Origin of the sequence: Streptomyces stelliscabiei (assembly GCF_014873495.1) — a bacterium.
In the GTDB taxonomy this organism is placed as follows: Bacteria; Actinomycetota; Actinomycetes; order Streptomycetales; family Streptomycetaceae; genus Streptomyces; species Streptomyces bottropensis.
Map to the genome: position 1 here is coordinate 4226149 of NZ_JADBGF010000001.1, position 22860 is coordinate 4249008.

Consider the following 22860-nt stretch of genomic DNA (forward strand, 5'->3'; position numbering starts at 1 on the left):
GCCCACATGCTGGGACCAGGGCCGCGGAGGCCCGTGCTCGTCCGGTCAGCCGATCTTCTCGAAATCCGTCTCGCGGCGCTCGGTGACCGCGGGGTTGCGGCTCTTGAGCACGGCCCAGCCGATGCCGAGGGCCGCCGCCCAGCCCGCCATGACGTAGAGGCAGACGCGGGAGTCGGCGTCGTAGGCGATGAGGCAGGTGACGAAGAGCAGGAAGACGATGGCGACCCAGCTGCACTTCGCGCCGCCCGGGGCCGGGAAGGACGAGGCGGGCAGGCGTCCGGCGTCCACACCGCGGCGGTAGAGGACGTGGCTGATCAGGATCATCAGCCAGGTCCAGATGCCGGCGGCGGTGGCGACGGAGACGACGTAGCCGAAGGCCTTCTCCGGGACGATGTAGTTCAGGATCACGCCGATGCCCATGAAGAGCACGGAGACGGTGATGCCGAACGCCGGGGTCTTCGTCGACGACAGCCTGCTGAAGGCCTTGGGGGCCTCGCCGTTGTCCGCGAGGGTGCGCAGCATGCGGCCGGTGGAGTACATGCCCGAGTTGCAGGAGGACAGGGCCGCCGTCAGCACCACGAAGTTGACGATGCCGGCGCCCGCCGGGATGCCGATCTTGGCGAAGGCCTCGACGAAGGGGCTCACGCCGGGCGCGAACTCGGTCCACTTCACCACGCAGAGGATGACGGTGAGGGCACCGACGTAGAAGAGCGCGATCCGCCAGGGCAGGGTGTTGATGGCCTTGGGGAGGGTCTTCTCGGGGTTCTCCGACTCACCGGCCGTGACGCCGACCAGTTCGACGGCGAGGTAGGCGAACATCACGCCCTGGAGGGTCATCAGGGACGAGCCGACGCCCTTGGGGAAGACGCCGTCGAAGGCCCACAGGTTGGAGACCGCGGCGGTGTCGCCGGCGCTGCTGAAGCCGAAGGTGAGGACACCGAGGCCGATCACGATCATGCCGAGCAGGGCGGTGACCTTGACCATCGAGAACCAGAACTCGATCTCGCCGAAGAGCTTCACCGAGATCAGGTTGGCGCCGAAGAGGACCACCAGGAAGACCAGGGCGGTGACCCACCGAGGGATGTCCGGCCACCAGTAGTTGACGTAGATCGCGGCGGCCGTGAGTTCGGCCATGCCGGTGACGACCCACATCAGCCAGTACGTCCAGCCGGTGAAGTAGCCGAAGAACGGGCCGAGGAACTCGCGGGAGTACTCCGCGAACGAACCGGAGACCGGGCGGTACAGGAGCAGCTCGCCGAGGGCGCGCATGATGAAGAAGATGATGACGCCGGCGAGGGCGTACATGAAGATCAGGCTGGGGCCGGCCTTGGCGATGTTCGCCCCGGCTCCCAGGAAGAGGCCGACGCCGATGGCGCCGCCGATCGCGATCATCTGGACCTGACGGCTGCCGAGCCCGCGCTCGTACCCCTCTTCGGGTGCGTCGCCGCGCACGGCTTCGTCGCCGTTCTTGTTGACCTGAGCGGAGGTCATGTGTTGTGCGCCTTTCTCCACGCTGGGCCGATCCGGGCCGTTCGTCGACCCCGGATCGGGTTCCGATCCCCCCGGATGTGATGGAGCTGAGCGGGCTCAACGCCGAGCCCGCTCGTGCCTGGCCGACGGTCGTCGGCCGGTGGCGCACCCGAGCGGACATGGGTGTCGTCCGGTCGAGCGATCGTGCAGATCTATCACGGCCGCCATCTTGATCCACCGGTTCTCCTGTGGCGCACAACACAGGGAGAAGCGGACAAAGAACACCCGCGAGGGCATCCCTCGCGGGCGTGGTGACGCGATCGTTATCCGGATTTGAGTGTCCTCTGAGCGAACACTGAGCGTCCGTGGAGAAGACGTGGAACGCCCGTGCGGCGGGCGTGGAGGCCTCAGACCCCCGGGACCCCGGACCCCGGGACCCCAGACCCCAGGTACCCCGGACTCCCGGAACTCCGGACCTCCGGACTCCCGGAACCCCGGAGCCTCAGAGAAGCGGCACCCTCAGGGCATGAGTGTCGTGACGAGCGAGTCCTGGAGGCCGCCCAGCCACAGGTACGCCATCACCATCGGCTTGCGCGGGTCCTCGTCCGGCAGGCGGTAGAGGAGGTCGGTGTCCTCCTCGTCGACGACGTCCAGCCGGGAGCCGATGGCGAGCCGCAGGTCGTTGAGGCAGCCGAGCCAGTGCCGGGAGTCGTCCGCCGACAGCTTCAGCACGGCCCCGCCCTCCCCGGTCGCGGAGAGCGCGTCCAGGGAGTGGATCACCGCCAGGGCCTTCTCGCGCTTGCCGGCCCGCAGATCGTTCTCGGTGAAGCGGCGGAACTCCGAGGAGTACGCCCGCTGCTCCTCCGCCTCCCGGGCCGTCGGGGTGCCCTGGGGGTCGCTGTAGGCGTCCGGGAACAGCCGCAGCAGGACGGGGTCCTTGGGCGGCTCGCTCGGGCCCTCGGTGAAGAGTTCGGCGAGCGGGTCCTCGTCGGCGTCCTCGGCGGGGCCGGGGCCGATCAGCTCCAGGAGCTGTACCGCCAGCGAGCGGATGATGGAGATCTCGACCTCGTCGAGCGCGACGGCGGCGCCGCCGCCGGGGAGCGATTCGAATTGTCCTGGCATCAGGTGCGTCGCTACTTCCGGTCCTGCTGGAGGGTGGCCCACAGACCGTAGCCGTGCATGGCCTGTACGTCGCGTTCCATCTCCTCGCGTGATCCGCTGGAGACGACCGCGCGGCCCTTGTGGTGGACGTCGAGCATGAGTTTGTTGGCCTTCTCCTTCGAGTACCCGAAGTAGGCCTGGAAGACATACGTCACATAGCTCATGAGGTTCACCGGGTCGTTGTGGACGATCGTGAGCCACGGAACGTCCGGTTCGGGTACGGCGAAGGTCTCCTCCGCCGACTCGGTCTTCTCGATCTCCATGGGAACAGCTGCCGTCACACCGCCCATGCTGCCACCACAGGGGGGTCCCCGCACAAACGCGGCCCCGCGACCAGGGCACACGGGAAACGGCCACCCAGAAATCGTCAGATTGACGAGATGGGAGTACGATCCCTTGCCATGAACACAGCGGACCTCGGTTTGCCGGTCGACGTCCCCTCGACCGCGCTCTTCACGGACCACTACGAACTCACGATGCTGCAGGCCGCCCTGAAGGCCGGTACGGCCGAGCGGCGCTCGGTGTTCGAGGTCTTCACACGGCGGCTGCCGGAGGGTCGCAGGTACGGCGTGGTGGCCGGCACCGGACGGGTGCTGGACGCGGTCGAGAACTTCCGTTTCGACCCGGCCGTCCTCGGCTACCTGCGCGAGCGCTCCATCGTCGACGCGCAGACCCTCGACTGGCTCGCCGGCTACCGCTTCGCCGGAGACGTGTGGGGCTACCAGGAGGGCGAGGTGTACTTCCCGGGCTCGCCGATCATCCGGGTCGAGGGCACCTTCGCCGAGTGCGTCCTGCTGGAGACGGTGATCCTCTCCATCCTCAACCACGACTCGGCGATCGCGGCCGCCGCCTCCCGGATGTCCAGCGCGGCCGGGGGGCGCCCGCTGATCGAGATGGGCGCCCGGCGCACGCACGAGCTGGCCGCCGTGGCCGCCTCGCGCGCCGCGTACGTGGGCGGCTTCACCTCCACGTCGGACCTGGCCGCCGGCTTCCGCTACGGCATCCCGACGGTCGGCACCAGCGCCCACGCCTTCACCCTGCTCCACGACCGCGAGCGGGACGCCTTCCAGGCCCAGGTGGACTCGCTCGGCCGGAACACCACGCTCCTCGTCGACACCTACGACGTCACCGAGGCCGTGCGGACCGCCGTGGAGATCGCCGGGCCCGAGCTGGGCGCCGTGCGCATCGACTCCGGCGATCTGCTCCTCGTCGCCCACCGGGTGCGGCAGCAGCTGGACGAGCTGGGCGCGCGGGACACCCGGATCATCGTGACCTCGGACCTCGACGAGTACGCCATCGCCTCGCTGGCGGCGGCGCCGGTGGACGCTTACGGCGTCGGGACGCAGCTGGTGACCGGCTCCGGGCACCCCACCTGCTCGATGGTCTACAAGCTCGTCGCGAGGGCCGAGTCCGCGGACCCCACGGACCCGCTCGTGCCGGTGGCGAAGAAGTCCAGCGGCGGGAAGACGTCCATCGGGGGCCGCAAGTGGGCGGCCCGGCGGCTGGACGAGCACGGCGTCGCGCAGGCCGAGGTGATCGGCACCGGGCCGGTGCCCGAGGAGCTGCGGGAACATCAGCTCCTCGTCCCGCTGATCAAGGACGGCCGGGTGCTCTCCCGGGAGCCCCTGGACCTCGTACGCGAACGGCACGTGGCCGCCCGGGCGAAGCTGCCGCTGTCGGCGACGCAGCTGTCGCGCGGGGAAGCGGTCCTTCCGACGGAGTACGTCTGATCCATCCGCGGGCGCACACGGGGAGTGGGCCGGAGTGAACCTGTTCGGCACGCTCTCCCGCGAGCCCCCGAGCGCCCGCGTGTTCGGTTCGTGCTCCGGTCCGCGCACCGGGCGAGCGCCGGATGCCCCCTCCCGAACGGCTCCCGAAGTCTCTAGGCTCGGAAGTTCGTAGATGCGAAGCCCGGCGTTCGCGCTCCGGCGTTCGCGCTCCATCCCTCGGCCGACCCCACCCACCCCGAAGCACCGAAGAGTCTAAGGACACCGACACCATGCGCCGCGCCTTGATCGTCGTCGACGTACAGAACGACTTCTGCGAGGGGGGCAGCCTCGCGGTGGCCGGTGGTGCCGATGTGGCCGCCGCCGTCACCGAGCTGATCGGCCAGGCGGCCGGCCCCGGCTACCAGCACGTGGTGGCCACCCGTGACCACCACATCGCGCCCGGTGGCCACTTCTCCGACAACCCCGACTACGTCCACTCCTGGCCCGCCCACTGCGTCGCCGGGACGGAGGGCGTCGGCTTCCACCCGAACTTCGCCCCTGTGATCGCCTCCGGCGCGGTCGACGCCGTCTTCGACAAGGGGGCGTACTCCGCGGCCTACAGCGGCTTCGAGGGCGCCGACGAGAACGGCGTGACCCTCGCGGAGTGGCTGCGCGCCCGTGACATCACCGAGGTCGACGTCGTCGGCATCGCCACGGACCACTGCGTACGGGCCACCGCCCTGGACGCCGCGCGGGAGGGCTTTCGCGCCCAGGTGCTGCTGGACCTGACCGCCGGGGTGGCCGAGGAGACGACCGAGCGGGCCCTGGAGGAGCTGCGGGAGGCGGGCGTGGAGCTGTCGGGCAAGCCGGTGGTGTGAGACCCCGAGAGGGGCGCCGCCCGGGTCACACCGGCACCGTGGACCTCCTCAGCAGCGCTCTGATCGGGTGCCACAGCTCCGGGGTCGTGGAGGCCGGGCAGACCGGTGAGGTGCGCCATATCAGGCCGTCGGGATGGTGCAGGACGGCCGTGATCTCGTCCGGGGTCGGGGGCGCCGCGTTGCCGCGGAGGTAGATCGCTCGCATGCCCAGGTTGCGGAGCCGGGTCAGGGCCCTGGCGCGGTTCGCGGCCAGGACGAGGACCCGTACGGCACCGTCGTCCTGCGGCACCCAGGTCGTACCCGGTGCCGCCGCCCCGGACAGGTTCAGGGCGACGACGACATTGCCGTCCGGCAGTTTGCAGAAACCTCCTGCGGCCATGCAGGTCACACCCCCGTGCGTGTCAGTGTCAATAAGAAGACCACACCACGCACCTAAACACGTCCGGCCGCGACCCGCCAAGGGGGTCGCGGCCGGACATGCTCTGACCTGCGTAAATGCGAGCTACTTCACCGCGGGGCCGACCTTGACCGACATCGTGGAGCCGTCCTCGGCCTCCTTGACGATCTCGATCTTGGTGTTGGTGTCAGTGATCTTGACACCGGCCAGCGGGGTGGCCGCGTCGTAGTAGGTGTTCGTCCGGTCGTTGAACACGGACACACCCGCCGACGACGGGATCGTCGTCAGGACGTCCGCCTTGTGCAGCTTCAGACCGTCCGTGCGGTAGAGGCTGAACGGCGAGTCGTAGGCCTGGATGCGGCTGCGCATCACCGTGCCGTCGGCCCACTTCAGCGCCGCCGGGTGCGAGTCGACCGGCAGGACCAGGCCCGCGCCCGGGTGGACGCTGGTGTTGTTGTCCGCCTGCGAGGTGTCCCACTTCCAGATCAACAGACCGTTCTGGTAGGGGAAGTGCTCCACCCAGTCCGGACGCGTGGTCGAGAAGCCGAAGTTGTACGGGCCGACCTTCAGGGTCTTGTCGTACGACACGTACTGACGGTTCTCGGCGATGTAGTACTGCGCGTAGTCGTCCGTGATCGACGCGCCCACGCGGGAGAAGCCCTTGGCGGTCCAGGCCGCGTCCGCGCTCTCCGCGTTGTCCGAGAAGAGGACCGAACCGTCGGCGGTCAGCGCGATGGAGTCGGCCGCGAAGCCCTTCGGGGCCACGCCGCCGTCCGTCTGGTAGCGGAAGCGGAGGTCGAACTTCTTGCCCGCGTAGGCGTTCAGGGAGTACGACAGCTTCTTGTACGCGGCGGAGGAGCCGGTCAGCGCGGGCTTGCCGCTGGCGTCGCGCGGGATCGCCGCGCCGTCCACCGTGCCGTCGACGGCGGTCCAGTTGGCGCCGCCGTCGGTCGACACCTCGGTGTAGAGGTAGTCGAACTCGGCCTCGATGTCGTACCAGCCGTCGAGGGTGAGCGCGGCCGAGGACTTGCCCGTGAGGTCCACGGAACGGGTCAGCGTGTTGGAGAGGTTGTCACCGCTGCCGCTCCACCACTGGGTCGAGCCCTGCGCCGGAACGACGATCTCGGTGGAGACCTCCTTCTTCGGCAGCTCGACCACGAGGGCCTGCTTGTCCTTGGAGTTGTACTCCGCGACCCCGAGCTTGTGCCGCGACTTCGTCGCCGCCTTCGCCGTGTCGTAGTCCAGCCAGCCGAGCTGCAGCTTGTCCCAGGCGGTCATGTCGCCGGGCAGGTCGCCGATGGCTTCCTCGCCGGTGCCGAGCCAGGAACCGGACGACATCAGCGTCCAGAAGCCGGTGGAGTTGTCACCGCCGGCGGTGTCGTAGTGGTCCGGCAGACCGAGGTCGTGGCCGTACTCGTGGGCGTAGACACCGAGTCCGCCGTTCTCCGGCTGGACGGTGTAGTCGCCGACCCAGATGCCGGTGTCGCCGATCTTGGCGCCGCCGAGCTTGTTGCCGGCCGGGCCGGTCGCGCCCGCGTCGGTGCCGAACGCGTACCAGCGGTGGGCCCAGATGGCGTCCTCGCCCTGCGCGCCGCCGCCGGCGGACTCGTCCTCACCGGCGTGCACGACCTGGAAGTGGTCGATGTAGCCGTCGGGCTCGTTGAAGTCGCCGTCGCCGTCGAAGTCGTAGCGGTCCCACTGGTCGAACTCGGCCACGTCCGCCTTGATCTCGGCGTCGGTGCGCCCCGCTGCCTTCTGCTGGGCGACCCAGGACGTGACACCGTCGCTGACGATGTTCCACACACTGGAGCAGTTGGTCTGGCCGCACTTGTTGTTGCCGTAGCGGGCCTCGTTGTAGGGGACCTTGACCCAGTCGGAGACCTCGCCCTCGACCGAGTAGCGGCCCGAGGACTGCTTCTCGTAGTACTTCTTCACCGACTCGTCGTTCTTGCCGGTGCCGAAGTAGAGGTCCTGGAAGTACTTCTGGTCGTAGTCCGCCCGCCAGGCCGTGGAGTTGTCCTGGGCCCGGTCCGGCTCGGCGATCTCGTTGTGCGCCGGGCCCGCGGTGCCGCCGTAGCGGCTGTCGATCTTGTCGCCGAACTCGACCAGGATCGTGAAGATCTTGTCGGTCTTCTCGCGGCCGAGTTCGACGTACTTGCTCTTGCCCTTCTTGCTGTCCAGCTTCACGACCTGCGAGCCGTCACGGTCCTTGACCGTGGCGTCGCCGGATATGACCTGCTGCAGGGCCTCCTCGCGCTGGGCCTCCCGAGTTTTGCTCAGGGGTCCGTCGAGGTCGTGCTCGCCGGCGTGCTCGTGGTCCGCCGGGTCGTGCCGGTCCACAGCCGCCGCCGGTGTGCCGTCGGCGGCCTGCGCCACCGTGAGGGCCGACATGGTCGCCGCCGCAGTGGCGACCGCGACGCCGATGGCCGCAGCTCTGAACGTCCAGGGTCTACTGGTCACTTGAGGTCCTCCCCCGCGTCCGTTCGCGCGGAGGAGGATGGTCCTGTGTGGAGGAGTCCGCGCGCGGTATACGCGTGTAGTCAAGTGACGCCATTCGATCGGAGTTTCGAGAGAAAAAACAGATCTTGACTTGGACAGGTCAAGTGCATTATCGGCGTCTACGGGAAGCGCTTGTTCGTTATACGGCCGTTACGCGCACCGCTCCCGCGCCTTCCGGACCGGCGCGCATATGCGTTGACTTGCCGGACGGCATGAACCCGTGCGCCCCCTGTGCCCCCGGCACCGTGTGTCAGGTCACGCTTACCCGTCGTTCCACTCGGGCACCCTGGCGAATAGAGTCGATTGGCGGAGCGCCGGAAGTCGGTGAATGCCAAGTCGACACCCCTGCTTCACCTTTGCTTCGTATCCGCACCCTCCCCTTCATCCTGAGAGGCACGGGGAGACCCCACCCGAGGACACGATTGCCATGCCTCGTCCGACGACCGCACAGCTCGCCTACGGCTCCTGCACCGTGATCTTGTCCACACTCGCCATGCTGCTGCTGTCCCAGACGAGTTCCGGCGCGGGCATCGCGGTGATCGCCCTGGCCGCCCTGGCCCTGGGCCTGCTCGTCTCCCTGACCGTGCCGCAGCCCAAGCCCGCGCCCGGCTCCGCCGTGCCCCGCGCCCGCGCGTCCGCCGCTCCCGTACCGGCCTCCCCGGCCGCGCGGTCCGAGGCGGTCCGTGAGCCGGTGCACGAGCGGACGGGCTCCTGAACCGGCACCCGGTGACCGTGTGCTGAAACGTCTCGGCGGGCCCGTGTGCCACGGACCCGCCGTCGTCGTTCGCGGACCGCGTGCTCAGGCGGTGCTGACCACCACCGTCTTGGCCGCCTTGTCGTGCAGACCCTGCTTGTAGGGCTTGTCGAAGAAGCTCCAGCCGCCCGCGATCGCCGTCCAGACGCAGGCGCAGCAGAAGGCGAAGGGGATCCACAGCACGGCCGCGCGGATCAGCGCGGTCTGCGTGGAGGGCGTGGACCCGTCGTCGAGGTCGGCCACCCGCAGTTTCAGCAGTTTCTTGCCGAGGGTCTGGCCGTTCCTGACGGTGAAGAACGTGTCGTACGCGATGTAGAGGACCGCCGCGAGCGCCTCCTGGGCCAGGGACCTGCCGAACTCGAAGTCGTCCGAGTCCACCGTGTACTGGCTGATCCTGAACGCCCACGCCAGCAGCCCCACCACGATCCCCACCAGGATCATGTCGATGATCCGCGCGAGCACCCGCTTCCCGCTGTCGGCGAGCGGCGGCATGCCCGAGAGCGGATCGTTGGGGTACTGCCCGCCGCCGTAGGGGTCCCCGCCGTAGGGCGGGGGCTGACTCCCGTAGGGCGGCGGCTGGTTGCCGTAGGGCGGTTGCTGCCCGCCCCCGTCCGGCGGCGGCTGCCGGGGCGGCGGGTCGTACGGGGAGCCGCCGCCCTGGTGCGGCGGGGGCGGCTGCTTCCTGAACCGGTCGTCGTCCGGGGACTGACCGGAGCCGAAGGGCGGCGGTTCGCTACTCATGGCCCGAGTCGACCGCGAACCCCCCGGCTCCGCATCCGGCACGGGGCCGTACGGAGTACGGAGTGCTACCTGCCCGCCACGAAGGTGTGCGCCGACTTGTCGTGCCAGCACTGGCGCCACGGCTTGTCCCACACGCACCACAGGACGCCGATCACGCCGATGCCGAGCAGCCCGGGGACGGTGTGGACGAGCCAGCGCCGCAGGGAGCGCCCGAACGACGGGGGTTCGTGGCCCTCGATGTCCCGGACGTCGAGCCCGAACAGCTTCTTGCCGAGGGTGCGCCCCCACCGGGCGGTGGGCAGCACCTCGTACAGCGCGCTGACGAGGAACAGGACACCGAGGACGATGCCCAGGTAGACGGAGGTCGTGCCGTCGACCAGCCAGACCGTGACCCGCTCGCCGGAGAGCTTGGCCGCGTCGATCTTCTCGTCGATGTGGTCCATCGTTTTGGTGCCGAACGGCACGGCGGCCGCGGCCGTGACCGTGCCGACGACCAGGCTGTCCACGAGCCGGGCGGCGAGCCGTCTGCCGAGCCCCGCGGGCCTGGCCTCCGCCTGCCGCCGCGCCGCCGCCTGGAAGGGGTCCTCCACCACCGGCTTCCACGGCGCGACCGGCTGCTCGTCCTCGCCCCCGGCCAGCCGGTGCACCTGCTGCGCCCAGGAGGGCTGCCCGCCGCCGTACCCGACGGCCATGGGGGTCTCGGCCGGCGGCCGGACGGCGGCCTGCTGGGGTACGCCGGGCGCGGACGGGGCGATCTGCGGATCGACGACCGCCGGTGCGGTCTGCGGGGCCTGCTGGGGGAAGGCGCCGCCGAACTGGGGCTGCTGCGGCTCCGCCGCGGGCGGGGCCGGGGCCACCGGGACGGCCGGGGCGACCGCCGCCGGGGCGGTACCCGTCTGCGGACCCTGCTGCGCGGGCGGCGGCCCCAGCTGGGGGCCGGACGCCGAGGACGTGGCGGACTGCGGGCCGAGACCCAGGGCCTGCTGGGCGGCGACCTGGGCGGGAGTCAGGGGCGAGCCGAAGGGCACGGGGGCCCCGGGCGCGCCCCCGTCGGACTGCGGGGGTTCCGCGCTCTCGGCGGTCCCCGGCCCCCCGGACGGGGCCGGGCGGCGGAACACCACCGTGCCCGGGGTGGCCCCGGCGTCCTCGTCGGTGTCCGCCGGCGGGATCGTCGCCGTACCGTCCGTGCTCGCCGTACGCCCGGGGGCACCGCCGTCGGCGGGGGCGCCCGTGTCCGCCGCGAGGGGCACCCGGGGATCACGCGGGTCCGGGCCGGAGGCCGAACCCCAGGACACCCGGCGGTCCTTGTCGCCGCCGAAGCCGGTCTGGCGGGAGCGGTCGGCGCCCCACGCGGAGGCGGGCTCGGGGCGGGAGCCGTGCAGGGCGTTGTCGGAGGCCGGGCGGCCCTGTTCGCCGTCGGGCGCGGGGTCCTCGTCGAAGAAGTGCGGACCCGTCTCCTCCACGGCGCCGGACGGGCCGGAGCCGGACGGCGGGGCGATCGGCCTGCCGTCGGAGGGAGCCGGACGGCTCGTACCCGGCACCCAGGCCGCGCCGTTCCAGTACCGGACGTATCCAGGAATGGACGGGTCCGGGTAATACCCTTCGCGGGGCCTGTCGTCGCCGGGGGCCGGGGTTGGGGCGCTCATGTCCGTCGTCCCGTATCTGCTCGTGGGTTTGGTGGAGGCGTCCAGATCTACCAGACGCCGGCCCGGTCCATGACCGCTGCCTCCGGACCCGCCCCATTCACGCACGGATCTGCTACGGGCCCGCGGGGGCGCCGGCCACCGGGAGCCGCCCGGTGGACCCGTCGGAAAAAAGTTCCGCGAACCCGCGTAATGCGCGGGGGTCCTCGCCCCTCTCACTCGTACGGGCCCGCGCACAGGGCCCGCCACGAGAGAGGAACGATCACCATGCGGCACACCGTCGTGGAGCGCGAACTGGAGCTGGGACTCGTCCTGTCGCCCGAGCGCAGCATCCCCGTACCCGCCAAGCTCGTCTTCCGCAGCGACGACCCGTACGCCGTCCACATCACCTTCCACATCAACTCCGACCGCCCGGTGAACTGGACGTTCGCCCGGGAGCTGCTGGTGGAGGGAGTGTTCCGGCCGTGCGGGCACGGGGACGTGCGGGTGTGGCCGACGAAGGTGTCGGGCCGGAGCGTGGTGCTGATGGCACTCAGCTCGCCGGACGGGGACGCGCTGCTGGAGGCGCCGGCCGCCGCCGTGTCGGCCTGGCTGGAGCGGACCCTGCGGGTGGTGCCGCCGGGTGCGGAGTTCGACATGCTGCGGATCGACGACGGCCTGGCGGAACTCCTCGCCCAGTGAGGGGTGGCGCAGGGGGCGCGGGTCAGAACAGCTTGCCCGGGTTGAGGATGCCCAGTGGGTCGAAGGCGGCCTTCACCGCCCGCTGCATCTCCGTCCCCACCGGGCCCAGCTCCCGCGCCAGCCATTCCTTCTTGAGGATGCCCACACCGTGTTCGCCGGTGATCGTGCCGCCGAGTTCCAGGCCGAGGGCCATGATCTCGTCGAAGGACTCGCGGGCGCGCCGGGACTCGTCGGGGTCCGTGGCGTCGAAACAGACGGTGGGATGGGTGTTGCCGTCGCCGGCGTGCGCGCAGACCCCGATGGTCAGGTCGTACTTCTCGGCGACGCGTTCCACGCCCTCGATCAGCTCGCCGAGCTTCGAGCGCGGCACGCACACGTCGTCGATCATCGTCGTGCCCTTCACCGCCTCCAGCGCGGTGAGCGACATCCGCCGTGCCTGGAGCAGCAGTTCGGACTCGGCCGCGTCGTCCGCCGGGACGACCTGGGTGGCGCCCGCGGCCTCGCACAGCGCCCCCACGGCGGCGAGGTCGGCGGCCGGGTCCGGGGTGTCGAAGGCGGCGAGGAGCAGTGCCTCGGTGGTCTCGGGCAGCCCCATGTGCCCGAGGTCGTTGACGGCCTTCACCGTCGTACGGTCCATGAGTTCGAGCAGTGAGGGGACGTGCCCGCCGGCCATGATCCGGCACACCGCGTCGCACGCGGCGGCGGCCGACGCGAACTCCGCCGCCAGCACCAGTTGCCGCGGCGGCTGCGGCTTCAGGGCGAGGATCGCCCGTACGACGACACCCAGCGAGCCCTCGGAGCCGACGAAGAGCCGGGTGAGGTCGTAGCCGGCGACGCCCTTCGCGGTGCGCCGGCCGGTGGACATCAGCCGTCCGTCGGCGAGCACGACGTCCAGGCCGAGGACGTACTCGGCGGTCACCCCGTACTTCACACAGCACAGGCCGCCGGAGGCGGTGCCGATGTTCCCGCCGATCGTGCACATCTCCCAGCTGGAGGGGTCCGGCGGGTAGAAGAGGCCGTGTTCGTTGACCGCGCGGGAGAGCGTCGCGTTGACGACGCCGGGTTCGACGACGGCGATGCGGTCGACGGGGTTGATCTCCAGGATCCGGTCCATCCTGGTCAGGGACAGGGCGATACACCCCTCGGAGGCGTTGGCCCCGCCGGACAGACCGGTGCGGGCGCCCTGGGGGACGACCGGCACACGCAGGTCGGTGGCCACGCGCATGACGTGCTGGACCTGTTCGACGGTCCGGGGCAGCACGACGACCGCCGGGACGCCCGCCTCGCAGAAGCTCGCCATGTCGTTGGCGTACGAGGCCGTGACGTCGGGATCGACGAGGACCGCCTCCGTGGGCAGTCCGCTCAGCAGACGGTCGACGAGGTCGCCGGTCGTCACGGCGTCTTCGATGAGCGGGGCTTCGCTACGGCTCATGATCACAGGGTCGCATTCCAGGGCCATCGGTGTGAACCCGTCGACGCGAGCCATCGGGAGTACGTGATGTGGTCGTCGTATTGACGCACAGTGAGCGGCATGTCTGTGGAGAACGTGGTGCGGGCGGTGCTGCGCCGGGTCGCCGGGTGGGCCCAGGGGCCGGGTCGGGGGCCGGGCCCGGGAGTGGCCGGGGCCGTCGTCGGGTGCCTGGTGCTCGGAGGTGTGCTGATGGTGGTGCCGCCGGACGGGGGTGACGGTGGTGGCGGGCGGGCGGCCCGGGTGGTGGGCGCGGCCGGACCCGAGGGGCGCCCGGCGGGGGCCGCGCTCGTCGCCGGGCTGCCCGTCGCGTCGGCCGAGGTCGCGGCGACCGTGCGGGAACGCGAGGCCCGGGTGCGCGCCCGTCCGCGTGATCACGCCTCCTGGGCGGTGCTCGGCGTGGCGTACACCGAGCGGGCCCGGCGGACCGGCCGGGTCGCCGACTACCCGAAGGCCGAACGCGCCCTGCGGACCTCGCTGCGGCTCGGGCACGACGGCAACGCGGCCGCCCTCGAAGGTCTGACCGCTCTCGCGAACGCCCGCCGCGACTTCCGGACGGCGCGGCGCTGGGGCGAGGAGGCCGTACGGGTGGCGCCGCCGCGCTGGACCTCGTACGCGCTGCTCGTCGACGCGTACGACGGGCTCGGCCGGTACAGGGCGGCCCGCGCGACCCTGGACCGGATGCTCGCCCTCCACTCCGGCCCGGCGGCCCGGGCGCGGGCCGCGCGGGTCTACTGGGACCGGGGGGCGCGTGAGGACGCGGCCACGGCGATCTCGGACGCGGCGGCCTCGGAGACGACGCCGGCGGGGCCGTCGGCCGCGGGCGCCGCGTGGTGGACGCTGGCCGGGGAGCTGGCGTGGGAGCGGGGAGAGGCGGCGGAGTCGCTGCGGTACTGCGAGGGCGCCCGGAGCGAGCCGGACGCCGACGCCTGCCGGGGGCGGGCGCTGGCCGCGCTGGGGCGGCCGGCGGAGGGAGTGCGGGCGTACCGGACCGCGCTGTCGCGGCGGCCGTCGGCGGAGGTCGCGCTGCGGCTGGGCGAGCTGCTGGAGTCGCTGGGCCGGCGGAAGGAGGCGCGCGAGCAGTACGGCGTGGTGCGCGCCCTGATGGCACGGTCCGCCGCGGCCGGGGTCGACGAGTCGCTCGTCCTGGGCGCGCTGGAGGCGGACCACGGCGATCCGGAGGTGGCCGTGCGGGTGCTGCGGGCCGAGTGGGAGCGTCAGCCGGGGGTGCGGGTGGCCGACGCGCTCGGGTGGGCGTTGCATCGGGCCGGGGAAGACCGGGAGGCGCTCGGGTTCGCCCGGCGGGCGACGGATCGGGCGCGGGGTGGGGAGGCGCGGAGTGCGGTCCGCGCGTATCACCGGGGGGTGATCGAGCGGGCGCTGGGGCTGGCGGCCCCGGCGCGGCGGCACCTCGCGGAGGCGCGACGGTGGAACCCGTACGTCTCGGTGGGCGGGCGGGGCGCGTGAGGGGGTGGGGGGTGCGCGTGAGGGGGTGGGGGGTGCGCGTGAGGGGGTGGGGGGTGCGGGGTTCGTCGGCGGGTGCGGGTCCGGTGGGGCTTCTCGCGCAGTTCCCCGCGCCCCCAAAAGCCCAGGCCCTTACTGCGCGACCAGCCCCCACGCACCCGCACCCGCACCCGCACCCGCACCCGCCGACGAACCCCTCACCCCCACCCCCTCACGCGCCCCTCACAGGTTGCCTCTCTTCTCCTGCTCCCTCTCGATCGCCTCGAACAGCGCCTTGAAGTTGCCCTTCCCGAAGCCCATCGACCCGTGCCGCTCGATGATCTCGAAGAAGACCGTCGGCCGGTCCTGGACCGGCTTGGTGAAGATCTGCAGCAGATACCCGTCCTCGTCCCGGTCCGCGAGGATCCTCAGTTCGCGCAGGGTGTCGACGGGCACGCGCGTGTCGCCCACCCACTCCCCGAGCGTGTCGTAGTACGAGTCGGGCGTGTTCAGGAACTCGACCCCCGCCGCCCGCATCGTCCGTACGGTCCGCACGATGTCGTTCGTGTCGAGGGCGATGTGCTGGACGCCCGCGCCGCCGTAGAACTCCAGGTACTCGTCGATCTGGGACTTCCTCTTGGCGACGGCGGGCTCGTTGATCGGGAACTTGACCTTGAGCGTGCCGTCCGCGACGACCTTCGACATCAGCGCGCTGTACTCGGTGGCGATGTCGTCGCCCACGAACTCCTTCATGTTCGTGAAGCCCATGACCCGGTGGTAGAACTCCACCCACTCGTTCATGCGCCCGAGTTCGACGTTGCCGACGCAGTGGTCGATGGCCCGGAAGGTGCTCCGGGCGGGCGGCTCGACGACGGGGTCGGCGGCGACGTGGCCGGGGAGGTACGGGCCGTCGTAGCCGGAGCGGTCCACGAGGGTGTGCCGGGTCGTGCCGTACGTGGCGATCGCGGCCAGGACGACGGTGCCGTGCTCGTCCTTCATTTCGTACGGCTCGGCGACCGGACGCGCGCCGTGCTCGACGGCGTAGGCGTACGCGCGCCGCGCGTCCGGGACCTCGATGGCGAGGTCGACGACGCCGTCCCCGTGCTCGGCGACGTGCTCGGCGAGGAAGTGGCCCCAAGGGGTGGTGGGTCTCACGACCGACGTGAGGACGAACCGGGCCGAGCCGTTCTCCAGGACGTAGCTCGCCGTCTCGCGGCTGCCGGTCTCGGGGCCGGCGTAGGCGACGAGACGCATGCCGAAGGCGGTGGAGTAGTAGTGGGCGGCCTGTTTGGCGTTGCCCACGGCGAAGACCACCGCGTCCATTCCCTTGACCGGGAAGGGGTCTGCCTGCCGGGCGGTGCCGGGGACGCGCCGGGTGTGCGCGGAGGTGGCTGCCATGTGCCGCAGACTCCTCCGCGCCCGCAAGGTGCGCAACACGTCGGGTTCACGCAGGACAATCTGTGCAAGGCAGTACGCCTACACCTGCTTGTTCTGTACAGGGTGACCATCCGGGGAGGTCTGATGGCGATCGATCATCTGGACGGGCGGCTTATCGTCCTGCTCGCGCGGGAGCCGCGGATCGGGGTGCTGGAGATGTCACGGCGGCTGGGGGTCGCACGGGGCACCGTGCAGGCCCGGCTGGACCGGCTCCAGTCGCACGGAGTCATCCGCGGGTTCGGCCCCGAGGTCGATCCGGCCGCGCTCGGCTATCCGGTCACGGCGTTCGCGACGTTGCAGATCAGACAGGGACAGGGCGCCGACGTACGGGCCCACCTGGCGACCGTCCCGGAGGTGCTGGAGCTGCACACGACGACCGGCAACGGGGACATGCTGTGCCGGCTCGTGGCCCGTTCGAACGCCGATCTCCAGCGGGTGATCGACCGGGTCGTCGGCATCGACGGCATCGTCCGGGCCGCCACGGCGATCGTCATGGAGAACCCCGTTCCGCTGCGGATCATCCCGCTGGTGGAGCAGGCGGCACAGGCGGCGCAGGCGGCGCACCCGCCGGCCTCGGATCCGACGTCGGAGGAAGGGGTCGGGGGGACGGGGTGAGGACGAGGCCGCCGTTCAGCAGCTCGGGACCTTGCCCCTGCCCGTCTCCAGCGCCACGAGCGAGCCGACCGCGCCCTTCAGCGTCGTCACCGGGATGAGCCGCAGCCCCTTGGGCAGTTCGTTCCGCGCGTCGGCGCACTCGGCCTTGGGGACGAGGAAGACGGTCGCGCCGTCACGGCGGGCCGCCTGGGTCTTGAGCGCGACCCCGCCGACGGGGCCGACCCGGCCGGCGGTGTCGATGGTCCCCGTACCGGCGATGACACGACCGCCCGTGAGGTCGCCGCCGCTGCCGTCGCCGTCGAGCTTGTCGACGATGCCGAGGGAGAACAGCAGCCCCGCGCTGGGGCCGCCGACGTCGGCGAGCCGCAGGGTGACCTCGATGTCGCCGGAGTCCTCGCCGAGGTAGGCGAGCGCCGCCTCGGTGGCCGTGTCCTGGGACTCCTTCATCTCGGCCTCGTTGTGCTTCCGGATCTCCTCGGTGGTGTCGCCGCTGGGGTAGACCGCCTCGCGCGGCATGACGGCCTGGTCCGTGCGGAACCAGCCGTCGAGCACGTCGCCGAGTCCGACGCGGGTGTCCGGTCCGGTCGCCTCGATCGTCGTCATCCGCAGCTGCCCGCTGGTCTTCCGGGCCTCCGCGCCACTGATCGTGATCACCGGGTCCCCCTTGTTCTCGCCCAGCACGTTCGCCGTCATCCCCGGCTGCGCCACGGAGAACGGCAACGGCGCGAACACCGCCGTGGCGAGCAGCCCCACCACGGGAAGGGCGCAGACGGCTACGGCCACGGGACGCGAAAGGCTGGAGAGACGAGAGAGCACGGGGTCAATCTAACGTGAGGCCGGTTCCGGCCAGGGGGCGGTCGGTCGAGGGCGGAGCCGACGCCGGGGGTCCGGTGGCTGGTGTGCCGGGACCGGTCGTGGGCCCTGGGGCTCAGTTGACGTCCACGTCCTCGAAGAGCGCGAGGAGTCGCGTCAGCACCCGCACGCAGGCGTCGATGTCGGCGGCGGTCAGATCGTCGCCCGCCTGCCGCAGCAGCACGCGCTCCCGGGCCACCAGCGCGTCGATGGTCGACCGGCCGGTGTCGGTCAGCCGGATCAGGGAGGACCGCTGGTGCGCGGGGTTCGGGACCGCCTCGACGAGGTCCCGGCCCGCCGCCTCGTTGACCATGCGCTGCACGAACTGCCTGCTCAGCGCCAGGGTCCGGCCCATCTGCGGCACGGTCATGGGTTGCCCGCCCATGCGCAACAGCTCCAGGACGGCGCGTACGCCGACGGGGAACCCCTCCTTGCGTTCCTTCAGCTCCAGCGCACGGGTCGTCCGCCGGTAGAGGGGGCCGAGGACGGCGAACACCTCGGACAGCCGCCCGGCGAGCAGGTCGGGCGGCAGCGGCTCATCGTTCTCTGTCACGGGGGTCACGGGGTCATTCTCCGTCCTTCGCCACGGGGGCGGTCACCTCCGCACTCCACCCCACCTCACCCCATAATGACAACCTGGTTGTCATCATGGGGTCAACATGACACCCTGGTTGTCATGACCAAGACCTCGCAGGTCACCCTGCGCACGTTCGCGTCCGACGACGGCCCGCTCGCCTATCAGGACGTCGGTTCGGGCCCCCCGCTGGTGCTGCTGCACGGCGGCTTCACGGACCACCGCATGTGGCGCGATCTGGTGCCCGCCCTCGCGGCCGGCCACCGGGTCATCGCCCCGGACGCGCGGGGGCACGGCGCCTCCGCCAACGCGAGCGGACCGTTCCGGTTCACCGACGACCTCGCCGCGCTGCTGCGCCACCTGGACACCGGCCCGGCGATCCTGGTCGGCCTGTCGATGGGCGGCGGCACCGCCGTCGACACGGCACTGGAACATCCCGGGCTCGTACGCGCCCTCGTCGTCAGCGGAGTCGGGACCAGCGAACCCGAGTTCACGGACCCGAGGACCAAGGACAGCACCGCCCGGTACTACGGCGCGCTGATGTCGGGCGACATCGAGGGGTGGCTGGACATCGTCGGCGAGACCGTCGCGGGACCGCACCGGGCGGTCGACGACGTGGACCCCGAGATCGTGCGGCGCGTGCGGGAGATGAGCCGCGCCACCGCCGCCAAGCACACCCTCGGCGAGACGGACTGGCACGTCCCGGTGACCGACACCTGGGCCCGCGCCGCCACCATCACCGTCCCCGTGCTCGCCCTCAACGGCGCCCTGGACGCCCCCGACCTCATCGCCATGGCCGAGCGCCTGACCAGGACGGTCGCCGGCGATGGCCGGGCCGTCTCGATCGAGGGTGCGGCCCACTACCCCAACATGGAGCAGCCGAAGGCCTTCACCGATCATCTACTGGACTGGCTGAGCACGCTGGACGACCGGAGCGACCAAAGCAACCGGGGCGACCGGACCGGCTGAACGAGGAGAGGGAGGAGTGGGTCGAGGCGGCGGGTCTCGCCACCCCCACGCGTCACCGCAGCGCGTCGGCCACCTCTCGGGCCGCGTCCATGACGCGCGGCCCGACCCGCTCCGGCACCGCGTCCGCCAGCATGACGACGCCCACGCTGCCCTCGACCCCGGTCACCCCGAGCAGCGGCGCGGCGGCCCCGCTGGCCCCCGCCTCCAGCTCCCCGTGCGTGAGCGTGTACCCGGGCCAGTCCCCCGGCTGCTGCCGGCCCGACAGGATCGCGCGTCCCGCGGCCCCCCGGTCCAGCGAGTGCCGGAAGCCGGCCCGGTACGCCACGTGGTAGTCCGTCCAGGTCGGCTCGACGACCGCGACGGCCAGCGCCTCGGTCCCGTCGACGAGGGTGAGATGGGCGGTCGCCCCTATGTCCTCGGCCAGCGACCGCAACGCGGGCAGCGCGGCCTCCCGCACCAGGGGGTGCACCTGCCGTCCGAGCCGCAGCACGCCCAGCCCGACCCGGGCACGTCCGCCCAGGTCACGGCGGACGAGGGAGTGCTGCTCCAGAGTGGCGAGCAGGCGGTACACGACGGTTCGGTTGACCCCGAGCTTGTTGGACAGCTCGGTGACGGTCAGTCCGTGATCGGTGTCGGCCAGCAGCTTGAGGACACGCAGTCCCCGGTCGAGTGTCTGAGAGGTCTCCGCGGTCACGACACCCACTCCTTCTTGGGTGAGGCGGCGACCCCTGTCACGGCTGATGCGTCACCGGTCCCGTCGGCGTCGCGCCACAGAGGCCGCCGATCGGCTGAACCCGGATGATCCGGGCGGAGTCGCTTCACGGCTGCGCTCCGCGGCGGCGCTGCCACGGGGCGTGTGCGTAGCGGGACAGTAGACGAGCCGGTTCGCTGAGCGGAAGACTCCGTCCAGAATCCGGTCAGCGACCGGTACGGACTACTTGTATTTGTCGCGAAATGTGCGGGCGCACCGACGCAGAGCGCACGCCCCGCACAGGACCTTCGGAGCGCGCCTCGAAGGTCGGTCACTTCATCCGGGTGGCCCACTCCTGCACCTTGGCGATGCGCTGCCGCAACTGCCCGGCCGTGGCCTCGGCGCTCGGCGGTCCGCCGCACACCCGCCGTACCTCGGTGTGGATGACACCGTGCGGCTTGCCGCACTGGTGGGAGTACGCGCCGACCATGCCGTTGAGCTGTTTGCGCAGCTCCAGCAGTTCCTTGTGGGTGACGACGGGCCGCCGGTCGGCGGGCAGCTCCACGAGGTCGGCCTCCGCGTCCGGCTTCTTGCGGCTGTGCGCGATCTGCCGCGCCTGCCGCTTCTGGAGCAGCAACTGCACCTGGTCCGGCTCCAGCAGACCCGGGATGCCGAGGTAGTCCTGCTCCTCCTCGCTCCCGGGGTGGGCCTGCATGCCGAACTCGGCGCCGTTGTACATGACCCGGTCGAACACCGCGTCCGACTCCAGCGCCTCGAACGGCAGCATGTCCTGGTCGCCGGTGTCCTCGTCCTGCTCCCGCTCCGCCTCCGCGAGGAGCTTGTCCTCCTCGGCGTACGGGTCCTCCTCGCCCTCCTTCTTCGGCTTGTCGAGGGCGTGGTCCCGCTCCACCTCCATCTCGTTGGCGAAGGTGAGCAGGTCGGGGATGGTCGGCAGGAACACGGACGCGGTCTCGCCGCGCCGCCGGGACCGTACGAAGCGTCCGACGGCCTGGGCGAAGAAGAGCGGGGTGGAGATGGTGGTGGCGTAGACCCCCACGGCCAGCCGGGGCACGTCGACGCCCTCGGACACCATCCGCACGGCGACCATCCAGCGGTCGGTGCCGTGAGCGAACTCGTCGATACGGTTCGAGGCGCCCGAGTCGTCGGAGAGGACGACCGTCGCGCTCGTCCCCGTGATCTCGCGGATCAGCTTGGCGTAGGCGCGGGCGGAGTCCTGGTCGGTGGCGATGACGAGGGCGCCGGCGTCCGGGATGCCCTTCCTGACCTCGGTGAGCCGCTGGTCGGCGGCGCGCAGCACGCTCGGCATCCACTCGCCGCGCGGATCGAGGGCCGTACGCCAGGCCTGACTGATCGCGTCCTTGGTCATGGGTTCGCCGAGACGGGCCTCGATCTCGTCGCCCGCCTTGGTCCGCCAGCGCATGTTGCCGCTGTAGGAGAGGAAGATGACGGGCCGCACGACGTTGTCGGCGAGCGCGTTGCCGTAGCCGTAGGTGTAGTCGGCGGACGACCGCCGGATCCCGTCCGCCCCCTCCTCGTACGTCACGAACGGGATGGGGTTGGTGTCGGAACGGAAGGGTGTGCCGGTGAGGGCGAGCCGCCGGGTGGCGGGCTCGAAGGCCTCCAGGCACGCCTCGCCCCAGGACTTGCTGTCACCGGCGTGGTGGATCTCGTCGAGGATGACGAGGGTCTTGCGCTGCTCGCTGCGGTTGCGGTGCAGCATGGGCCGCACGCCCACACCCGCGTACGTGACCGCGACGCCGTCGTACTCCTTGCTGAGCGGCCCCGCGCTGTACTCCGGGTCCAGCTTGATCCCTATCCGCGCCGCGGCCTCGGCCCACTGCTTCTTCAGATGCTCGGTGGGCGCCACGACCGTCACCTGCTGCACGACATGGTGGTGCAGCAGCCAGGACGCGAGCGTCAGCGCGAAGGTCGTCTTCCCGGCGCCGGGGGTCGCGACCGCGAGGAAGTCCCGCGGCTGCTCCTGGATGTACCTGTCCATCGCCCCCTGCTGCCAGGCACGCAGCTTGCTTGCGGTACCCCAGGGGGCACGGCCAGGGAAGGCGGGCGAGAGGTGGTGGTTCGAGGAGGTGGCGGTGGTAGTCACGGTCTCCGGTCTGGGGGTCGAGCGGCAGATGGCAGCCCCGGGCGACTCGCGCGGCGACGCGGAAACCCCGGCTACGTATGACAACCGGGCCACCCTACCGGCGGCGGGGTCGCGACGAGGCGCCGATCCCGCCGGGCCGCCCTCAGGTGGGATCCACCTCACAGAGGGCGGCCTCCATGTCAGCGCGCGAAGCGCGGCAGCTGGGCAGCGATCTTGGGTACGTCCAAGGCCCCCTGGCAGACGTCCAGCACGAAACGCTCCGCTTCGTCCACATCGAAGTCGGCGTCCAGCGGGTGCCCGTTCATGTGCAGGAACACCCAGGTCGCGTACCAGGCGATACGCTTGTTCCCGTCGACGAGAGCATGGTTGCGGGCCAGGGACTCCATCAGCGCCGCACCCTTCTGCCACACGTCCGGGTAGGCGTCCTGCCCGAACACGCTCGACCGGGGGCGCGCCAGCGCCGAGTCCAGCAGTCCGTAGTCCCGCACTTCGTCGGCCCCGAGCCGCTTCGCCAGATTCAGCACCTCCGGCAGCGTGAGGTAGTGCATCAGGCGAGCCTCCGGTTCAACTCGCCGCTGGCCTTCAGCACGTGCTCGGCCGCCTCGTTGAACAGTCTTGAGTGCTCGTTTATGGCCGCGATCACCGCGTCGTGCGCAAAGGCCTGCATGCTGCGCCCTTCCGCCGCCGCACGGTCGCGCAGGGCGTCGAGCTCTTCATCCGTAAACCGCAGGTTCAGTCCAGCCATGAGTAAAC

Annotated in this window: 22 protein-coding genes; 7 read left to right on the forward strand and 15 right to left on the reverse strand. The window is 71.2% G+C overall.

Annotated elements, in window-relative coordinates:
* Positions 1-45 precede the first annotated feature (45 nt).
* From H4687_RS18675 to clpS, 3 genes are all read right to left on the reverse strand, one after another.
* The gene (locus H4687_RS18675; RefSeq protein ID WP_046917610.1) at positions 46-1491 is read right to left on the reverse strand and encodes an amino acid permease; all 1446 of its coding nucleotides are present in this window, start codon (positions 1489-1491) and stop codon (positions 46-48) included.
* Between the two features lie 498 nt (positions 1492-1989).
* On the reverse strand, positions 1990-2592 hold the full coding sequence (locus H4687_RS18680) for a DUF2017 domain-containing protein (protein ID WP_046917611.1): 603 nt from the start codon (positions 2590-2592) through the stop codon (positions 1990-1992).
* 11 nt (positions 2593-2603) lie between these two features.
* Positions 2604-2921 (reverse strand): ATP-dependent Clp protease adapter ClpS, encoded by a 318-nt coding sequence (gene clpS, locus H4687_RS18685; RefSeq protein WP_013003244.1) that lies wholly within the window; start codon positions 2919-2921, stop codon positions 2604-2606.
* A 111-nt stretch (positions 2922-3032) separates the two neighbouring features.
* Between clpS and H4687_RS18690 the strand changes: the two genes are divergently transcribed.
* Together H4687_RS18690 and H4687_RS18695 are read left to right on the forward strand one after the other, a co-directional pair.
* Positions 3033-4361: a nicotinate phosphoribosyltransferase gene (locus H4687_RS18690; RefSeq protein WP_046917612.1), complete on the forward strand. Its 1329-nt coding sequence runs from the start codon at positions 3033-3035 to the stop codon at positions 4359-4361.
* 269 nt (positions 4362-4630) lie between these two features.
* A complete protein-coding gene (locus tag H4687_RS18695) occupies positions 4631-5218 on the forward strand; it encodes an isochorismatase family protein (protein WP_046917613.1) in 588 nt (195 codons plus the stop codon).
* 25 nt (positions 5219-5243) lie between these two features.
* Here the strand turns inward: H4687_RS18695 and H4687_RS18700 are convergent, their stop codons facing one another.
* Both H4687_RS18700 and H4687_RS18705 read right to left on the reverse strand, forming a co-directional pair.
* Positions 5244-5597 (reverse strand): hypothetical protein, encoded by a 354-nt coding sequence (locus H4687_RS18700; protein ID WP_046917614.1) that lies wholly within the window; start codon positions 5595-5597, stop codon positions 5244-5246.
* Positions 5598-5720: 123 nt separating this feature from the next.
* Positions 5721-8075, reverse strand: a complete 2355-nt coding sequence (locus H4687_RS18705) for an immune inhibitor A domain-containing protein (protein WP_167358656.1) — start codon at positions 8073-8075, stop codon at positions 5721-5723.
* A 466-nt stretch (positions 8076-8541) separates the two neighbouring features.
* On the opposite strand from H4687_RS18705, the gene H4687_RS18710 reads away from it, so the two are divergent.
* Complete coding sequence (locus H4687_RS18710) at positions 8542-8829, forward strand: hypothetical protein (protein ID WP_046917615.1); 288 nt, start codon at positions 8542-8544, stop codon at positions 8827-8829.
* 84 nt (positions 8830-8913) lie between these two features.
* Here H4687_RS18710 and H4687_RS18715 read toward each other — a convergent pair whose 3' ends face one another.
* Together H4687_RS18715 and H4687_RS18720 are read right to left on the reverse strand one after the other, a co-directional pair.
* A complete protein-coding gene (locus H4687_RS18715) occupies positions 8914-9609 on the reverse strand; it encodes an RDD family protein (protein ID WP_046917616.1) in 696 nt (231 codons plus the stop codon).
* A gap of 65 nt (positions 9610-9674) precedes the next feature.
* Entirely contained in the window at positions 9675-11255 is a 1581-nt protein-coding gene (locus tag H4687_RS18720) for an RDD family protein (RefSeq protein ID WP_078907451.1), read from the reverse strand.
* 264 nt (positions 11256-11519) lie between these two features.
* Between H4687_RS18720 and H4687_RS18725 the strand changes: the two genes are divergently transcribed.
* On the forward strand, positions 11520-11933 hold the full coding sequence (locus H4687_RS18725) for an SsgA family sporulation/cell division regulator (protein ID WP_046917618.1): 414 nt from the start codon (positions 11520-11522) through the stop codon (positions 11931-11933).
* 22 nt (positions 11934-11955) lie between these two features.
* Here H4687_RS18725 and H4687_RS18730 read toward each other — a convergent pair whose 3' ends face one another.
* A complete protein-coding gene (locus H4687_RS18730) occupies positions 11956-13371 on the reverse strand; it encodes an FAD-binding oxidoreductase (protein WP_046917619.1) in 1416 nt (471 codons plus the stop codon).
* A 93-nt stretch (positions 13372-13464) separates the two neighbouring features.
* On the opposite strand from H4687_RS18730, the gene H4687_RS18735 reads away from it, so the two are divergent.
* Positions 13465-14868, forward strand: coding sequence for a tetratricopeptide repeat protein (locus H4687_RS18735; RefSeq protein WP_225966737.1), 1404 nt, complete (start codon positions 13465-13467; stop codon positions 14866-14868).
* Between the two features lie 219 nt (positions 14869-15087).
* On the opposite strand, the gene hppD is transcribed toward H4687_RS18735, so the two are convergent.
* Entirely contained in the window at positions 15088-16242 is a 1155-nt protein-coding gene (gene hppD / locus H4687_RS18740; protein ID WP_050399252.1) for a 4-hydroxyphenylpyruvate dioxygenase, read from the reverse strand.
* A gap of 123 nt (positions 16243-16365) precedes the next feature.
* Between hppD and H4687_RS18745 the strand changes: the two genes are divergently transcribed.
* Positions 16366-16896: an Lrp/AsnC family transcriptional regulator gene (locus H4687_RS18745; protein ID WP_046919116.1), complete on the forward strand. Its 531-nt coding sequence runs from the start codon at positions 16366-16368 to the stop codon at positions 16894-16896.
* Between the two features lie 15 nt (positions 16897-16911).
* On the opposite strand, the gene H4687_RS18750 is transcribed toward H4687_RS18745, so the two are convergent.
* Positions 16912-17712: a S16 family serine protease gene (locus tag H4687_RS18750; protein ID WP_233443569.1), complete on the reverse strand. Its 801-nt coding sequence runs from the start codon at positions 17710-17712 to the stop codon at positions 16912-16914.
* Positions 17713-17824: 112 nt separating this feature from the next.
* A complete protein-coding gene (locus tag H4687_RS18755; protein WP_046919118.1) occupies positions 17825-18310 on the reverse strand; it encodes a MarR family winged helix-turn-helix transcriptional regulator in 486 nt (161 codons plus the stop codon).
* 114 nt (positions 18311-18424) lie between these two features.
* Between H4687_RS18755 and H4687_RS18760 the strand changes: the two genes are divergently transcribed.
* On the forward strand, positions 18425-19291 hold the full coding sequence (locus H4687_RS18760; protein WP_046919119.1) for an alpha/beta fold hydrolase: 867 nt from the start codon (positions 18425-18427) through the stop codon (positions 19289-19291).
* Positions 19292-19343: 52 nt separating this feature from the next.
* Here the strand turns inward: H4687_RS18760 and H4687_RS18765 are convergent, their stop codons facing one another.
* The 4 genes from H4687_RS18765 to H4687_RS18780 all read right to left on the reverse strand — a co-directional run bounded on the left by H4687_RS18765 (position 19344) and on the right by H4687_RS18780 (position 22852).
* A complete protein-coding gene (locus H4687_RS18765; protein ID WP_013003228.1) occupies positions 19344-19985 on the reverse strand; it encodes an IclR family transcriptional regulator in 642 nt (213 codons plus the stop codon).
* Positions 19986-20313: 328 nt separating this feature from the next.
* Positions 20314-22107: a DEAD/DEAH box helicase gene (locus tag H4687_RS18770; protein ID WP_046919120.1), complete on the reverse strand. Its 1794-nt coding sequence runs from the start codon at positions 22105-22107 to the stop codon at positions 20314-20316.
* A 179-nt stretch (positions 22108-22286) separates the two neighbouring features.
* A complete protein-coding gene (locus H4687_RS18775) occupies positions 22287-22655 on the reverse strand; it encodes a type II toxin-antitoxin system death-on-curing family toxin (RefSeq protein ID WP_046919121.1) in 369 nt (122 codons plus the stop codon).
* Entirely contained in the window at positions 22655-22852 is a 198-nt protein-coding gene (locus tag H4687_RS18780; protein ID WP_046919122.1) for a hypothetical protein, read from the reverse strand. Before H4687_RS18780 ends, H4687_RS18775 begins: the two co-directional genes overlap by 1 nt.
* Between the last annotated feature and the right edge of the window lie 8 nt (positions 22853-22860).

Coding starts and splice junctions, on each gene's coding strand:
- H4687_RS18675 (WP_046917610.1), bottom strand. CDS start 1,491: ATGACCTCCGCTCAGGTCAACAAGAACGGCGACGAAGCCGTGCGCGGC.
- H4687_RS18680 (WP_046917611.1), bottom strand. CDS start 2,592: ATGCCAGGACAATTCGAATCGCTCCCCGGCGGCGGCGCCGCCGTCGCG.
- clpS (WP_013003244.1), bottom strand. CDS start 2,921: ATGGGCGGTGTGACGGCAGCTGTTCCCATGGAGATCGAGAAGACCGAG.
- H4687_RS18690 (WP_046917612.1), top strand. CDS start 3,033: ATGAACACAGCGGACCTCGGTTTGCCGGTCGACGTCCCCTCGACCGCG.
- H4687_RS18695 (WP_046917613.1), top strand. CDS start 4,631: ATGCGCCGCGCCTTGATCGTCGTCGACGTACAGAACGACTTCTGCGAG.
- H4687_RS18700 (WP_046917614.1), bottom strand. CDS start 5,597: ATGGCCGCAGGAGGTTTCTGCAAACTGCCGGACGGCAATGTCGTCGTC.
- H4687_RS18710 (WP_046917615.1), top strand. CDS start 8,542: ATGCCTCGTCCGACGACCGCACAGCTCGCCTACGGCTCCTGCACCGTG.
- H4687_RS18715 (WP_046917616.1), bottom strand. CDS start 9,609: ATGAGTAGCGAACCGCCGCCCTTCGGCTCCGGTCAGTCCCCGGACGAC.
- H4687_RS18720 (WP_078907451.1), bottom strand. CDS start 11,255: ATGAGCGCCCCAACCCCGGCCCCCGGCGACGACAGGCCCCGCGAAGGG.
- H4687_RS18725 (WP_046917618.1), top strand. CDS start 11,520: ATGCGGCACACCGTCGTGGAGCGCGAACTGGAGCTGGGACTCGTCCTG.
- H4687_RS18735 (WP_225966737.1), top strand. CDS start 13,465: ATGTCTGTGGAGAACGTGGTGCGGGCGGTGCTGCGCCGGGTCGCCGGG.
- hppD (WP_050399252.1), bottom strand. CDS start 16,242: ATGGCAGCCACCTCCGCGCACACCCGGCGCGTCCCCGGCACCGCCCGG.
- H4687_RS18745 (WP_046919116.1), top strand. CDS start 16,366: ATGGCGATCGATCATCTGGACGGGCGGCTTATCGTCCTGCTCGCGCGG.
- H4687_RS18760 (WP_046919119.1), top strand. CDS start 18,425: ATGACCAAGACCTCGCAGGTCACCCTGCGCACGTTCGCGTCCGACGAC.
- H4687_RS18775 (WP_046919121.1), bottom strand. CDS start 22,655: ATGCACTACCTCACGCTGCCGGAGGTGCTGAATCTGGCGAAGCGGCTC.
- H4687_RS18780 (WP_046919122.1), bottom strand. CDS start 22,852: ATGGCTGGACTGAACCTGCGGTTTACGGATGAAGAGCTCGACGCCCTG.